14 protein-coding genes and 2 pseudogenes are annotated in these 15,283 nt (G+C 38.9%); 11 read left to right on the top strand and 5 right to left on the bottom strand.

Annotation, left to right across the window (positions count from 1 at the left end):
* The first annotated feature begins 271 nt into the window (after positions 1-271).
* The 3 genes from BO26_RS10605 to BO26_RS22735 are packed head-to-tail and all read left to right on the top strand — an operon-like array spanning position 272 to position 1,468.
* Complete coding sequence (locus tag BO26_RS10605) at positions 272-598, top strand: phage holin, lambda family (RefSeq protein ID WP_012777244.1); 327 nt, start codon at positions 272-274, stop codon at positions 596-598.
* A 9-nt stretch (positions 599-607) separates the two neighbouring features.
* Positions 608-1,009 carry a structural protein gene (locus tag BO26_RS10600; RefSeq protein WP_036771252.1) on the top strand — a complete coding sequence of 134 codons (402 nt, stop codon included), beginning with the start codon at positions 608-610 and terminating at the stop codon, positions 1,007-1,009.
* A gap of 9 nt (positions 1,010-1,018) precedes the next feature.
* On the top strand, positions 1,019-1,468 hold the full coding sequence (locus BO26_RS22735) for a lysis protein (protein ID WP_051690945.1): 450 nt from the start codon (positions 1,019-1,021) through the stop codon (positions 1,466-1,468).
* Between the two features lie 87 nt (positions 1,469-1,555).
* On the opposite strand, the gene BO26_RS10595 is transcribed toward BO26_RS22735, so the two are convergent.
* A complete protein-coding gene (locus BO26_RS10595) occupies positions 1,556-1,951 on the bottom strand; it encodes a VOC family protein (RefSeq protein WP_036771251.1) in 396 nt (131 codons plus the stop codon).
* Between the two features lie 450 nt (positions 1,952-2,401).
* On the opposite strand from BO26_RS10595, the gene BO26_RS10590 reads away from it, so the two are divergent.
* The 5 genes from BO26_RS10590 to BO26_RS10570 all read left to right on the top strand — a co-directional run bounded on the left by BO26_RS10590 (position 2,402) and on the right by BO26_RS10570 (position 9,720).
* Positions 2,402-3,547: a polysaccharide export protein gene (locus tag BO26_RS10590; RefSeq protein WP_036771250.1), complete on the top strand. Its 1,146-nt coding sequence runs from the start codon at positions 2,402-2,404 to the stop codon at positions 3,545-3,547.
* The gene (locus BO26_RS10585; RefSeq protein WP_036771249.1) at positions 3,547-3,975 is read left to right on the top strand and encodes a low molecular weight protein-tyrosine-phosphatase; all 429 of its coding nucleotides are present in this window, start codon (positions 3,547-3,549) and stop codon (positions 3,973-3,975) included. Before BO26_RS10590 ends, BO26_RS10585 begins: the two co-directional genes overlap by 1 nt.
* A gap of 69 nt (positions 3,976-4,044) precedes the next feature.
* A complete protein-coding gene (locus BO26_RS10580; protein ID WP_036771248.1) occupies positions 4,045-6,186 on the top strand; it encodes a polysaccharide biosynthesis tyrosine autokinase in 2,142 nt (713 codons plus the stop codon).
* A 235-nt stretch (positions 6,187-6,421) separates the two neighbouring features.
* The gene (tehB, locus tag BO26_RS10575) at positions 6,422-7,279 is read left to right on the top strand and encodes an SAM-dependent methyltransferase TehB (RefSeq protein ID WP_036771247.1); all 858 of its coding nucleotides are present in this window, start codon (positions 6,422-6,424) and stop codon (positions 7,277-7,279) included.
* 1,073 nt (positions 7,280-8,352) lie between these two features.
* Entirely contained in the window at positions 8,353-9,720 is a 1,368-nt protein-coding gene (locus BO26_RS10570) for an alanine/glycine:cation symporter family protein (RefSeq protein ID WP_036771246.1), read from the top strand.
* A gap of 135 nt (positions 9,721-9,855) precedes the next feature.
* Here the strand turns inward: BO26_RS10570 and BO26_RS22730 are convergent.
* Positions 9,856-10,155, bottom strand: a pseudogene (locus tag BO26_RS22730) (transposase); the annotation flags it as partial.
* 483 nt (positions 10,156-10,638) lie between these two features.
* Here BO26_RS22730 and BO26_RS10560 point away from each other — a divergent pair.
* Positions 10,639-10,971, top strand: a complete 333-nt coding sequence (locus tag BO26_RS10560) for a type II toxin-antitoxin system Phd/YefM family antitoxin (protein ID WP_036771245.1) — start codon at positions 10,639-10,641, stop codon at positions 10,969-10,971.
* A complete protein-coding gene (locus BO26_RS10555; RefSeq protein WP_036771244.1) occupies positions 10,961-11,296 on the top strand; it encodes a hypothetical protein in 336 nt (111 codons plus the stop codon). The genes BO26_RS10560 and BO26_RS10555 overlap by 11 nt, the downstream gene beginning before the upstream one ends.
* Before the next feature lie 263 nt (positions 11,297-11,559).
* Here BO26_RS10555 and BO26_RS10545 read toward each other — a convergent pair whose 3' ends face one another.
* Both BO26_RS10545 and BO26_RS10540 read right to left on the bottom strand, forming a co-directional pair.
* Complete coding sequence (locus BO26_RS10545) at positions 11,560-13,044, bottom strand: aldehyde dehydrogenase family protein (RefSeq protein WP_036771242.1); 1,485 nt, start codon at positions 13,042-13,044, stop codon at positions 11,560-11,562.
* Positions 13,045-13,361: 317 nt separating this feature from the next.
* Positions 13,362-14,498, bottom strand: coding sequence for an ABC transporter substrate-binding protein (locus BO26_RS10540; protein WP_036771241.1), 1,137 nt, complete (start codon positions 14,496-14,498; stop codon positions 13,362-13,364).
* 321 nt (positions 14,499-14,819) lie between these two features.
* Between BO26_RS10540 and BO26_RS23115 the strand changes: the two are divergent.
* Positions 14,820-14,985, top strand: a pseudogene (locus tag BO26_RS23115) (hydroxylamine reductase); the annotation flags it as partial.
* A 32-nt stretch (positions 14,986-15,017) separates the two neighbouring features.
* On the opposite strand, the gene BO26_RS10535 reads toward BO26_RS23115, so the two are convergent.
* Positions 15,018-15,283, bottom strand: a 266-nt coding sequence (locus BO26_RS10535) for an ISAs1 family transposase (RefSeq protein WP_036771240.1), incomplete at its 5' end; no start/stop codon positions are given.

The following is a 15,283-nucleotide window of genomic DNA, read 5'->3' as shown; positions in this document are numbered from 1 at the left end:
TCAAGAGAGATATTATTTTATTGTAATAATGAACGTTTAAACTAATTATATATCCATCTGTCATCCTAATTTTTTCATCCATAATGATGCATAACTGAGAGTTGTTGATGAATGCGGTATTATATTAAATGTAAGTAATCACCTGACAAAATTTAAGGCTGCGCTATGTGTGGCCTTTTCTTATTCTACTGATTTCGCAGTATTCCTATTAACTCAAATTTAAGGCTACACGGCAGCCTATGGATTCCCATTATACGAATGGGAGGAAAGGATGAAATACATGGATAAACAGCCTGACATCTGGATGCAGCTATGGTTATGGCTGCTGTCAGTCAAAGAGCAAGGTATAGGTGCGGCACTGGCTGCTGCAATGGCTTATCTCAGAGGTCGATATAACGGCGGTAAATTCTGGACGACAATTATGGACGCCATTATGTGTGCCATGATTGCCTGGTTTATCCGTGATGTGCTTGATTTTTTTGGTATGAGCACGGATTTGGCTTACATCGGTAGTGTGATTATTGGTTATCTGGGAACTGATTATTTTGGTCAGATCCTAAGAAAAGTTGTTAATAACAAAACGGGCAACAAGCAGTAGGAGCAAGTTATGAGCAGAGGTATTCGGAATAATAACCCCGGTAATATTCGCTGGGGTGATGATTGGTTAGGTTTGGTGCCTCAATCACAGCGTACTGATAAATCTTTCTGTCAGTTTATCAGTCCTGAATATGGTATCCGAGCAATGATTAAAATTTTACATAATTACAATCGGAAACATGGTCTTAAAACAGTGAAGGGGATCATTTCACGATGGGCCCCCCTCAATGAAAATAATACCGATACTTATGTAAGTCGGGTTTGTAAAGATACGGGCGTTACCTGTGATCAGGTTATTAATGTCTTTGATAAGACATTTATGACAAAGCTTCTTAAGTCGATTATTACCGTAGAAAATGGTAGCCAGCCTTATGGTAATGCGGTCATTGATAAAGCCTTTTCACTTTTGTAGAGCGATATTATGAAGTTTAACTCTTATGGTTATACTGTTGTTGCCCTGGCACTTATCTCGCTGCTGGCTTATCACTATTACGGTAAATATACCAAGCAGCTTGATACAACAGTTCAGCTACAGAGTCGGTTATTGGAGCAGCAGAATGAAATAGTCAGCCAGCAGGAGCGGATAAAACTCCTGTCTGCGCTGGATGATAAACATACAAAGGAGCTTGCTAATGCTAAATCTGAAATTGATGCTCTTCGTGGTGATGTTGCCGCTGGTCGTCTCAGGTTGCGCATCGCGGCAACCTGTAGTCAGGGCGCAGCCGGTTCCTCCGGCAGCGTGGGCCATGCAGGAACCCCACGATTTAACCCGGCAGCTGAACAAGATTATTTCGATCTCCGAAGAATGATTGTTGAGAACGAGAGGCAAACGAAATACTTGCAAGAATACATCAAAACTCAGTGTCAGTAGCTGAGTTTTGATGGTGTTGTTGCACAATATGAAATAATGCAGATATGGGGTGGTTATCAGGAAAGTCGGCTGAAAGTCAATTTATAATCAAACAGTGGATACTGTGTTTTGTAGCACAACCCGATAACCGTCAATATCTTCAAATGTTTTACCTTTGACATCCCAGTATGGGTTGTAAGAAGAGACGTTAATGAAACCAGCGGTTTTCATTAATGATATTTGATGTAACCATTCTGAATGGTCTGGTATATAGAAGGCCAGTAAATTATCTTGTGTCGGAGCTTTACCTGCCGTTGTGCCGCGATGATGTGTAAATTCGAGGTGCCAGAGATGATCTGGATGCCCTAGCATAATGCCATCGAAGTTTTGGTGATTTTCAAATTTCGCTAAAACAGTAAATCCTAAACCTTGACAGTACATTTCGGCAATCTGATTTAGATTATCTGTTGGTCTGGCTATCCTTAGGATAGTTGATTTGTTCATAATATTTCCAGTTGATAATGATGGTTTGGTAAATTTGTTGTCTACCTTTAGGCTGATTACTATTGTATAAATTACAAAATCACTTACTAAATTAAGCATTAAGTTTCAATAAATTATGGTGAAATTTTCTCTTTCTTGTATCAAGAGTATTCAGTCCTTACTTTCTATTTGCAATAATATTTTGTGCAATACATTTTATAATAAAATAGTTCGTGATTATATTATTTGTCTGATTTATTTTTATTTGGTAGCTTGAACTTATCAAAGATATTAAGCTGGTTTTTATTGTTTTTACAAAATGATACGATCAATGACTCATATAGCTCATGATACTTAAACAAAATTTTTATATTATATTATATCTTATTATATTATAATCTTCTTTTCTTAAGGAGATTATAATTAATACTATTGTGTTTTTTGCCTATTGTTTTTAAGGATAAAATTCTGATGAATATAAAGGAATTAATTATAGTTCAAGTATTGTCTTGTTCTATGTTATTAGGTGGTTGTACGGTTGCTCCCGGGAGCAGCCTTCCTGTTTATAATAAAGAAATAATCAATGATAATGATAGTAACTATGATATTAATAATTTGGTAAATGTTTATCCGGTGACACCACAGTTAATTGAAAAATTGCGAGTTAATTCTGCTATTGCTCGTCCAAATCCTGAATTAGATAAAGAATTACAGCAATATGAGTATCGTATCGGTGTGGGTGATGTAATTATGGTTACCGTCTGGGATCATCCTGAATTAACAACACCTGCGGGACAATATCGCAGTGCCAGTGATACTGGCAACTGGGTACATTCTGATGGCACGATTTTTTACCCATATATTGGCAGGCTGTATGTGAAAGGAAAAACAGTGACTCAGGTGCGTACTATGATTACGAATCAGTTATCAAAGTATATCGAATCACCTCAGGTTGATGTCAATATTGCTGCTTTCCGTTCACAAAAAGCTTATGTAACAGGTGAAGTTGTTAGATCTGATCAACAACCTATCACTAATGTTCCTTTAACTGTGATTGATGCGATTAACCATGCTGGTGGCTTGACAGAAAATGCAGACTGGAAAAGAGCGATTTTAACTCATAAAGGAAAAGAAACAGTTATTTCTCTTCAGGATCTAATGCAAAACGGGGATCTAAAGCAGAATCGTCTGCTCTATTCTGGTGATATTTTATATATTCCTCGCAATGATGATTTGAAAGTGTTTGTTATGGGCGAAGTCAAAAAGCAAAGCACTCTACGTATGGATCGTAGTGGAATGACCTTAACCGAAGCATTAGGTAATGCTGAAGGTATAGATCAATTATCAAGCGATGCTAGTGGAATCTTTGTGATTCGCTCACTGCGCAATGAACCTGATAAGAGTGGGAAAATAGCAAATATCTATCAACTCAATGCCAAGGATGCGACAACGCTAATCTTGGGAACCGAGTTTAATTTGCAACCTTATGATATTGTTTATGTTACCAGTGCACCAATTGTTCGCTGGAATCGGGTTATTAGTCAACTGGTGCCAACAATATCAAGTATTAATAGTCTGACTGAGACAACCAAGTGGATTCGTAAGTGGCCTAATTGATGTTTAATTCTATTTTGATTGTTTGTGTGGGTAACATTTGTCGATCTCCAACAGGAGAGCGTTTATTACGGCAGCTATTCCCTCAGAAAGAAATTTATTCTGCGGGAATATCAGCTCTGATTGGTAAGCCTGCACATGAGTTTTCTAGTAGAGTTGCGGCTAGACATGGGTTGTCTCTGGAAGGTCATACCGCTCGTCAATTAACCAGAGAGTTATGTCAGCAGTCAAATCTGATTTTGGTTATGGAAAAAAAACATATTGAGGCTGTAAACCGAGTTAACTTGGGAGCAAGAGGGAAAACAATGCTCTTAGGCCATTGGCTAAATGAAACGGAGATTCCTGATCCTTATAAATCTGATACTGAGGTTTATGAATATGTATATCAATTGTTATTTAAAAGTGTTAATAGTTGGTTAGGTAAATTATAACTTATAAAGATTCTTTGATTTTGTTTTTTATTTTTCATTACTGCTTAAATAAGTAATTATAGGCTTTTTATGACTACATCAGATAAATCAAGTCACACTCATACGGATAGTGATGAAATTGATTTAGGCCGTCTTTTTAGTGCCTTATTCGATTATCGCTGGGTTATTGGCGGAGTCACTTTATTCTTCACTGTTATTGGTCTTTGTTATGCCTTGATTGCTACACCTGTATACAAAGCGAATGCTTTATTGCAGGTTGAAAAGAAAAGTAGCGCGTTGTCTTTGGTCGGGGATGTGACGGATATGCTGTCTGGAAAACCGTCAGATATATCAGCAGAATTGGAGCTACTGGTTTCCCGTATGATAATAGGAAAAACAGTAAGAGACCTGAATCTGGATGTTCAGGTTGAAGCTGATTATTTTCCTGTGGTAGGTAAAGGAATTGCCCGTCTTCGTGGTATGCCAGAGCCTAAAATTGTTATTAAAAATTTCACCATATCTTCACATGGTATTAATAATCCCGTAAAAATATATGTTGATGACTCTGAACATTATCGATTGGAATTCGATGGTCAAGTTTTTAATGGGCAAGTTAATAAAGTATTTGATGCTGATGGCATAAATTTGCTCATATCAAATATCTCGGCCTTACCAGGGCAAAGTTTTACATTGGTTAAGAAGGCGCAGTTAGACGTCATTCGCCGGTTGCAACAATCCTTGAGGGTAAAGGAGAAAGGAAGTAATACCGGTATTATTTCGCTTGAAATAGAAGGTGATGATCGTACAAAGATAAAGTTGATACTTGATAGTATCAGTGAAAATTACTTGCGACAGAATGTGACAAGAAAGACCGAAGAGGCTGAGAGTAGCCTTAATTTCTTAAAAAGTCATTTGCCTAAAGTTAAAATGGAGCTAAATCGCTCCGAAGAGTTGCTCAATCAATATCGTCAAGCTAATGAATCTATTGATTTATCGCTTGAAGCAAAATCCGCTCTGGAGACATTGGTCCAGGTTGAGAAACAGCTTAACGAACTGACTTTTAAAGAGGCTGAGTTACAGCAATTATATACCAAACAACATCCTGCTTATGTTGCATTGCTTGATAAACGTAAGACTCTGGCTGATACCAAAAAGGAGCTGAATCAGTCGATTAAACGGTTACCTAAAACCCAGCAGGAAATTTTACGTTTGACCAGGGATGTCCAGGTTGGGCAAGAAATTTATGTTCAGTTACTTAATAAACAGCAAGAGCTGAACATTCTAAAAGCCGGGACGGTTGGTAATGTACGTATTATTGATGAAGCTGTTGTAGAATCTTCAGCTATAAAACCGAAAAAGTCTTTGATCATTGCTATTATGATGATGTTAGGGCTTATATTATCGATGGGATTAGTTTTAATACGCGTATTGTTCCGCAAAGGAATTGAAAGTCCCGAACAATTGGAAGAAATAGGGATTTCTGTTTATGCGACTATTCCATTATCGGAGACTCAAACTAAGCTTGAGCAGCAACAGAAAAAGAGATCTTATCATCAGAGATTACGGTTATTAGCTATTCATGACCCTGCTGACTTGGCGATTGAAGCATTACGTAGTCTTAGAACAACTTTGCATTTTTCAATGATGGAATCTGAAAATAAAATTATTCTCCTTTCCGGCCCTGCTCCAGAATTGGGAAAATCTTTTATTTCAGTAAACCTTGCAGCAATATTGGCATTAGGTAATAAACGAGTTCTTTTAATAGATGCAGATATGAGAAGAGGGCATTTACATAAGGTGTTAGAAAGTCCTCAGTCTCCAGGACTTTCAGAATATCTGGCTGGTCAAAACCAGATAAAAGAGACTATTACCAGGACTTATCTTACTGAGCTTGATTTTATTAGTCGAGGCACTATTCCGCCTAATCCGTCAGAGCTGCTTATGCATAACAGATTTAAGGAGTTATTATCCTGGGCAGAAGAGCATTATGATTATATCTTGGTAGATACTCCTCCTATTTTGGCTGTAACTGATGCTGCAATCATTGGAAGATATGCAGGAACTTCGTTACTGATTGCCCGTTATTATAAAACACGAGTTAGAGAAGTTGATGTTGCTATTCGCCGTTTCGAGCAAAATGGTACTCATATTAAAGGGGTCTTGTTAAACGCTGTAGAGAATAATTCGAGTCTCTATTATGGCGGGCATTATCAATACAGTTATAAGGATTGATCTGGCTTTCTCCGACCTTCAGTTGCTGGTCGGAGAAATTTTATCGATGAAATCTTGTTTTTTCTACTTTCTGACAGTAGTGAGTTTGCTTAAGTAAGAGGAAAATTGACCATTTTTCCTTTTATTTTGAAGGTCTAACCTACAGAACTTTTCCTATTTTTGCTTTATACCTTTACAGTTGCTAAATGTGATTATAAGATGCATTTATTATGTAACTTATGTCCGGGGAAATCCAATGAGCGACCTTGTTTGCTATAAACGAATGCCAATCTGGCAAAAAAACACAATTCCTGAAGTGTTCACTGAAAGACACAACACCAAAGAGGGCACTTATGCCTGTCTTGAAATCTTTGAAGGTGAACTGGAATTTGTGATTTTCAATGATGAACAAGAAGAAATCTCATACTTTAATGTGCAAAATCAGCCTCCTGTCATTCAGCCACAAGTTTGGCATAAAATTAAATGGGTAAGTGATGATATCAAATGTCGGCTCTCTTTTTTGTGTGAATCACAATATCTGTTTTATAAACAAAATAACCTGTCGTTGCCTCATTCTGAAATTAGAGATTTGGTAGATATTATTTCTCCTTGTAAGACATTAGATTTGGGATCGGGTCGTGGCCGGAATAGTTTCTATCTGGCCGAAAAAGGTTATGATGTTATGGCAATGGATATTAGCCAACAGCATATTGATGCAATTAATCTTATTAAAGATAAAGAACAGCTGAAAAATATTCGTACTACTGTTTATGATATCAATTTGCACAATATTAAAGAGAAATATGATTTAATTATTTCAACTGTGGTGCTGATGTTCCTGCAAAGAGAAAAGATCGCTGATATTATTCTCAATATGCAGGAACAAACAAATGAAAGTGGTGTTAATCTGATTGTGTGTCCGATTAAAACAGATTCTGCACCATATTCATTACTACCATTTAAATATTTTCTGGAATCAGGCGAATTGAAAGGTTATTATTCTGACTGGGAAATTATTAAATATAATGAAAACCCAGGATATCTTCATAAAACTGATGAAAATGGAAACAGAATAAGATTAAACTTTGCTACGCTTATTGCCAGGAAGAAGTAAAATATTTTAGATGGGATATTAATACTATGTTAACTGCGCCAGGAAGCTCAAGGGGTTATTAATTTATTTTCTGAGTTGTAATTTAGGATATATGTTCTATCCTATTGATGTTCTGATTCTCATTATTAAAAGCTAATAATAGGTTTGCATAGTTTCGTTATATTTCTGCTGGTTTTGGTACATGGTCGAAAACTGCGGTACGGACACTCGCTGAGCCAACATTAACACCAATGAAATATTGTTGTTCTACCATGTGATCCTTCGCTCATTTGTTAACTTGAACAGACAAAATGAGTTGAACAGAACAATAAGACAATGGGGTTGTTTAATTATTGTGAAGCTGCTCGAGAAAGATTTAGTAATTTTATAATTATAAAAGAATATTAAATAATATTTTTCTATTGTTCCCCAGATTGGCGTAGTGAAATCTGTTTTAGGTAAAAGCCTGTTTAAGAGAGAAAAAATGATAGTTAGAGCAAGGAAGGTGCCTTAGGAAAAATTGTTTATAATTTCTATTTGGCTATTAGTCTTTTTAAGAAGAGAGTTGATTAACAGAGAAATTAAATATGAATCATGGTGTTTTATTTCAATTAGTTGAAAATGTTAATTCTATTAATAAATTATTTATACCCAATAGATTTCAAGATGCATCGCGGCGGCAAGGGAGCGAATCCCCGGGAGCATAGATAACTATGTGATTGGGGTGAGTGAGTGCAGCCAACAAAGAGGCAACTTGAAAGATAACAGGTATATACTCAAGACACTTCAAAGTGCATGTTTGAAAAACGATTATGTTGTTGAATTTAAATGTTTTTATATCTGACAACTCAAGCATCTTGAAGTTCATTCGGTATATATGCAAAAGAGTGACTTAGGCGTCAGTATTTTGTGATGAGTTTGGGGTAATGAATTTTGAGTATTCTATCCTAAAATTGTATTGAGTGATGTCACTCACAAGTATCAAATCTTTTTACATTCTTACGAAATTTTTCCTCGCATATTTTCTATAAATATTCTTTATTTAAGTTGCTGCATATATGTTGCTGTTTTGTTGCAAAATGTCGGGGAAATATATGGAATTAATTACAGAATGGCTGGGTGCTATTAACGGGGTGGTGTTGGGAGTACCGATGCTGGTTGGTCTTCTGGGGGTTGGCATCTTTATGCAGATCCGTCTCTCTTTTCTGCCCATACGTAAATTGGGAACGGGTTTTAAGTTACTGTTTGAGCGTAATCATCAGCGAGGAGAAGGGCAGATATCGCCGTTTAACGCACTGATGACTGCGCTTTCTGCCACCATTGGTACAGGTAATATAGCCGGTGTTGCTACCGCAGTTGTATTAGGTGGACCTGGTGCGTTGTTCTGGATGTGGATCACTGCATTAGTCGGTATGGCGACTAAGTACTCAGAGGCGGTGCTGGCAGTTCGTTTCCGCGAGGTTGATAAAAATGGTCACTATGTTGGTGGCCCTATGTATTACATAAAAAACGGTTTGGGTGAAAAATGGATCTGGCTGGGAACGTTATTTGCGATATTTGGTAGCCTTGCTTGCTTCGGTATTGGTAATACCGTACAAGCAAATTCTGTTGCTGATGTACTGCAAAGCAGTTTCGGTATTCCAACTATGGTAACTGCCGTAATACTGGCGTTTCTGGTTGGTGCAGTACTTATTGGTGGTATTAAACGTATTGCTGATGTGGCAGGTAAATTAGTGCCGTTTATGACAGTTGCCTACTTGGTTGCTGGGATTGTTGTTTTGGGAGTGAATTTCAGTGAAATTCCTGCTGCGTTTGCCCTGATTGTTAAATCTGCATTTACACCTGTTGCAGCTCAAGGTGGTTTTGCTGGTGCAGCAGTATGGGCAGCGATTCGTTTTGGTGTGGCTCGCGGAATTTTTTCTAATGAAGCGGGATTGGGAAGTGCGCCAATTGCTCATGCCGCAGCAAAGACGCAAAATCCGGTTCGTCAGGGATTGATAGCGATGCTCGGTACCTTTATCGACACTATTATTGTCTGTTCTATCACTGGATTAACTATCGTTATTACGGGCGGTTGGCTGAATGGTCAGACCGGTGCGACACTTACAGCAACTTCTTTTTCAGCAGCGATTCCTGGCGGTAACTATATCGTTGCGGGGGCACTGGTAATATTTGCCTTTACCACTATTCTTGGCTGGAGTTTCTATGGCGAAAAATGTATTCAGTATTTGTTTGGACAAAAAGCAATTACCCCTTTCCGTGTGGTATGGATTGTAGCTCTGATAGTAGGTGCTACTCAGTCGTTGGATTTTGTTTGGTTGCTGGCCGATACATTAAATGCAATGATGGCGATACCAAATCTGATTGCATTAGCATTATTAAGCCCGGTTGTTTACCGGCTGACAAAAGAACATATTAAAGATGTGAATTCGGATAGTATTGATATTAGAGAAAAAAGTTGAATAAAAGCCTTCCGAATGGAAGGCTTTCAGACCGCTGACAAACCTCATTATTTTTAACGAGGTCTGTTCCTTTCATTATGAATCATAATGCCATCCATTTTCCTCATTAACCCGGTTTAATCCCACGCCAGGGCGCTATTTTCGCTTCTCCTGCAATAAAATACTCGCTCTCCAGAGATAAAAACAACACAGCATTGCGACCAGCAAGGCTATCTTCTTGATATTTTGGGCTGTTGCTGCCAGGAGACACTGTATTTGCACTTTCTGCAACCCACGAAAACGGGCATAGCGGTGCCCGTGATGCTGCTTCGCATCCGCAAAACTACGCTCTATCGTCTCCTTTCTTCGTTTGTAGAGCTTTTTCCCCCACGGGGTTAATCGGTTTTCTCTGGCCTGCTCTTTACTGGCCTCCCAGACATGGCGGGTTAGCATTTTTCCCATCAGAGTCTCCAGACGCTTGATGTCAGCATCCCTATCCAACTCTTTACCCTGCGCTATCGACTCAAATTTGTGAACTGGTGTCCTGGTATGCAGGAAATCTCTCAGGAGTTTCTTCCTCTTGCCGGGAGGCAATTTAGCAACGGCCATCACATGACCCAAGGTGATTTTGCGAGGGTTTCTGAGCCAGAGGGTAAGCTCTTCCTCCGATAAAGAACCGGCGCGTTTGAGGTGCGTAACTGTATAGACCTTCTCAATACCCAGCTCTTCTCTAATCTGGCTGTTTGAATGCCCCTCTCCGCTTAGGAACGCGACTACATAAGCCCTTTCTGCATCTGTCATATCTGGATGTGGTGGTAGTAGTCAATGGCTTCTTTTGCATCAATCAGCAGAGGGAGGTTGTTCATTCAGGACACCTTTTAGTCACATGACTAAAGTCCTCCTCTATCCATACGCTAAAAGTCCATATAATGGCCAAATATGGACTTTTATGTTGACTTGATTTATCCTTTGGTTGGTAACTGTATTTCATTATTGGAGTTAACCATGACCTTATCTACTTCACTGCGTATCACAACGGTATCAGCCTTCAAGAAGGAACTGGCTTCTATGGATGTATCTGATCCCGTAGTAGTAACCCAGAATGGGGAACCTTTATATGTAGTTCAAGATCCTGCTCAGTTTGAAATGCAACAGGAACAAATGGCTCTGCTACGACTACTGTCTTTTGCCGAAAAGGACGTTCAGGCAGGCCGAACCGTATCATCTTCCGACCTTCGGGCTGGATTGAAAGGACTTGTTGATGAAGTTTGAGTATTCCCTAGCTTTCCAAGACCAGCTTTATGACAGGTTCTACTATTTAGCTAGACACATCGGGCAGGTGGCAGCTCAAGAGCTTCTTGATGGCTTCATTATTGGATTTGAAAAAAGAGTAAATGAACATCCAGGTAGCGCTCCATTGTGTATAGAGGCGGCGGATCTTGGGTTTACAACCTATCACGACTATGTTGATTCAAAACTCCAGTTGCGAACAATCTATCGTTTTTCTGAGGTAGAAGGCGTTGTTTACCCATTATTATTTTTAAGCACAAGGCAAAGCATCCGGCAGGCTTTGATTCAATATTGTTTGCGTCACTAACACCCCATTTTGGGGTGTTAGTGACGCAGACAAACCTCATTATTTTTAACGAGGTTTGTTCCTTTCATTATGAATCAGCTCGTCAAGCGAGAGCGTTTCGGGCGGGAAAGTCTGGGGAGGGGGTGTTCTTAACATGGTGGAAAGCTCCGTTGAGTGAACGGAACTTAATTAAAACAAAGTGTCGGATAAAAAACCAGCACTTTGTCAATAATCTGAAAGCCTTCCGAATGGAAGGCTTTCTTAATCACTAAATAAAACTAATTTTATTTTTCACTTGTTTTAAGGTAGATGTTTTTGACTTGAGTATAAGCATCCAACATCATTTTGTGTGTTTCTCTTCCAAGGCCAGATTTTTTGTAACCGCCAAATGGTGCATGAGCGGGTAGTTCATGGTAAGTATTGATCCACATGCGTCCAGTTCTGACCGCTTTGGCGACACGTAATGCGCGGTCGATATCCTGTGTCCAAACCGCACCACCAAGTCCATAATCAGAATCGTTTGCCATGCTGATTACGTCTTCTTCTGTGTTGAATGGAATAACTGTTAATACAGGACCAAAGATTTCTTCGCGTGCGACTCGCATTTCATTAGTCGCATTGATAATAATGGTTGGTTGAATAAAGAAGCCATCATCATAACCTTCACCAGTAATCCGTTTTCCACCGGTCAAGATAGTTGCGCCCTCTTTTTTGGCAATATCGATATATGAGAGAATTTTTTCCATTTGTTCTTGGCTGATTTGGCTTCCCATCTGTGTTTCTTTTTCCAATGGATCACCAACCCGGACAGATTCAAATTCTGTTTTCAGGGATTTAAGGAACTCATCATGAATATCTTTATGCAGGAATAACCGAGAACCTGATTCACATGCCTGACCTTGATTCAATAGGATAGCTTTGGCAGCATATTTTACTGCTTTCTTCATATTGGCATCAGGGAAGATGATATTGGCTGATTTACCGCCAAGTTCCAGTGTTGCAGGGATAAGCTTTTTAGCTGCGGCTTCGGCTACGGTATAGCCAACTCCGGTGGAACCTGTGAACGCTACTTTCTCGACATCTTTATGGTCCAGAATCGCTTGACCTACTACTGAACCACGACCTGTAACAATATTAACTACCCCGACTGGCAGGACTTGATTCAATATTCGACCTAATTCAAGCAGTGTGATTGGAGTTAATGTTGCAGGATTAATAACAATCGTGTTACCCGCGGCAAGAGCAGGAGCCAGTTTCCATGCTGCCATCAGTAACGGGAAATTCCAGGGAATTACCTGTCCGACAACCCCAATGGGTTCACGGATCACCAGGCTAAGTGCATTGGTATCCAGAACTGAAGCTTCATCGGAATGGGCTCGGATTACTCCTGCAAAGTAGCGGAAATGGTCAATGCAAGCGGGCAGATCCATATCCCGGGATTCATTTAATGGTTTGCCGTTATCCAGTGATTCAAGCATAGCAAAACGTTCTAGTTCTGCTTCCAGTAAGTCAGCAATTTTCAGCAAAGCTGATTGCCTTTCTATTGGGGAGGTTTGACTCCATGCAGGGAAGGCTTTTTTCGCAGCACTGACAGCAAGATCAACATCTTCGGCATTACCGGATGCATATTCGGTCAGTAATTCTCCCGTCGTCGGGTTATAACTTTTGGTTGTTTCTTTGGATACACTATCTACCCATTGTCCACCGATAAGCATTTTGTAGGATTTAATGGGTAACATCTCTTCAGCAATATCATGTAATCGTTTCATTAACATACTCCGGGTACTTTGGTTTAAGAATAGTTACGTTTACTGCTTTGCATCAATTATGTCTATTTGGAAAGGCCATTAATTAATGGCCTTAATATAGTTTCAATGAGTTAATATTTCTTTGATTTATAGTTTATTGCTTGGTCAAATGTTTCTTGTTATGTTTCGTTATTTTTTAGTACCAACATAGTAGAGTACAAAATAATAGATGTCTATTAGCGTGTTATATAAAATATTATGTATATTAACGAACATAAATTATGAATAAATGTGAAATAAATATCCGCTGGAATATTCCAACGGACTGAAAGAAAATATTATTTTGCTGTAACCCAGAATACCCCGTTACCATCAAGAGCAGTGAAAGTTTTGTGCAGATATATGCTGTCGGTTTGCGGATCGATATCTTCGAACAGCTCTGGATGTAGGAATTTAGCGATAACTTCAACAGCAATGATGTTAAATGGTGTATCGTAATATTGGTGATACAGGGCTATTACCCGTTTTTCACGGAATGCTCTTAATATGCTCAATTTTGGTCGTGTTAGCAGTTTTTCCAGTCGTTCCTGTGACTGTTTGAGATTGCTGGTATAACCCAATGGAACAGAAAAGCTTTCAGATCGAACTTTATCCCAATCAGCAGCAGTCATCAGATAAAATTCAGGATTACTGACAATTAATTGTTCTTCATTTACTTCACCTTCCGTACCTGAGAACCAGCGAGCTCCCAGGTTATCACCTCCAGCAGCAGTAACAAATTCACCAAAATTTCCACTACCGAAAGTTTTACAGCATTGTTCTGCGCCAAATATTCCTGCATGGCGTTCAATAAATACCGGTGGACGCTGTTCTTTGCCTAGTGTACCGATTCGTTTATTAATGGTTTGCATTCTGTCTTGATAAAACTTAATGAATTTCTGGGCATTTTCTTCTTCGCCGAATACTTTCCCAAGTAAAATCATACTCGGAACAGTATTTGTCAGCGGATATTGACGGAAATCGATAAAAATAACTGGGATACCTGCTTTCTCAAGTAGAACCATGGTTCCGTTATCATTGAGTTTGGTTTGGAGGCCAATATCAAAAATAACTAAATCGGGTTTATGAATTAGCGCTTTTTCAACACTGAAATCATTTTGATAAGGGTTAGGAAATACAGGAATATTCCGTAACTGCGGGAAGTTTTGCTCGTAAGCTGTTGCCAGGTCCGGGGACTTTATTTCCAATGCATTATCCCAGGCAACAATGCCTTTAAGTGGATTATTAGGATGAAGAATATTTAGCGCGATTAATACCCGACTGTCAGCCAGCATGACCCGGCTGGCTGGAGCATCAACTTTAACTTTCCGGCCAGCAATATCCCTGACCATAATTTCTTTTGCCTGAGTAACGGCAGGCAATAATATCAATATGGTAGTCAGAAAATATTTTATAGTGCGGTAGATCGCTGGCATTATTTCTCCTTTTTTTAAGTTTTATATCCAGGTTTTCAAAGTAATATTCTGTACCAGAAATTCATGAATGCAGGAATATAGAGCGTTCTTGGTTGATCCCTTAGAATAATTAAGCGAGTCGGTCAGCGTCGATATGATCACATCTGATAGGGTCGACATCTGTTTACGATAAGCATAAGATGATAATGATAACGATTTATATTAATCAAATAGTTTTAGTGGTTTTAGTAAATAATATTTTAATTTTTCACTATTTTTAAATGATAACAATGAGTTAAGTAATAATTGTATCTAAATGCCTGATATCTGCTCCACGTGCATTTTTTTTCCACACTGACCAATGTTAACTTCGATTCTCAGAGGATTGTCAGAAGCTATTGATTTCCGGGAATCTTTGGCAAGTCGCTGTTGTCAGGCAAGTTCCTCAATGAATGTCGATCATCCCATGGCTGAGTTGCAACTGGTAGGAGAAGATATTTCATCTTTACAGACAGGGTGGGATTCCACTTTGTATTTAATTTAATCAAAGATAAGTTGACTACGGAATTCCCCTGACCAAATGGCTCTTCGACGTTTAGCCGCCTGACTGTCTTTTATACTGGTATTCTGTTTAATCACATTTAATGCAATTCGGTTAAAAAGCGCCATTTGTGCAGCCCCATCAGGATCTTTGAGTGAGATAGCATCTTCTCGAAAAGTGACATCTAATACCCAATGCAGCTCGTTTTCTACCGACCAGTGCCTTCTTATTGCCTTAGCCACGATTTCCGCCTCCAACGGTAGCG

This window comes from Photorhabdus australis DSM 17609 (assembly GCF_000711895.1).
Lineage (GTDB): Bacteria > Pseudomonadota > Gammaproteobacteria > Enterobacterales > Enterobacteriaceae > Photorhabdus > Photorhabdus australis.
Note: the sequence above shows the minus strand (reverse complement) of the source record. Positions and strands in the feature narration are given on the sequence as shown.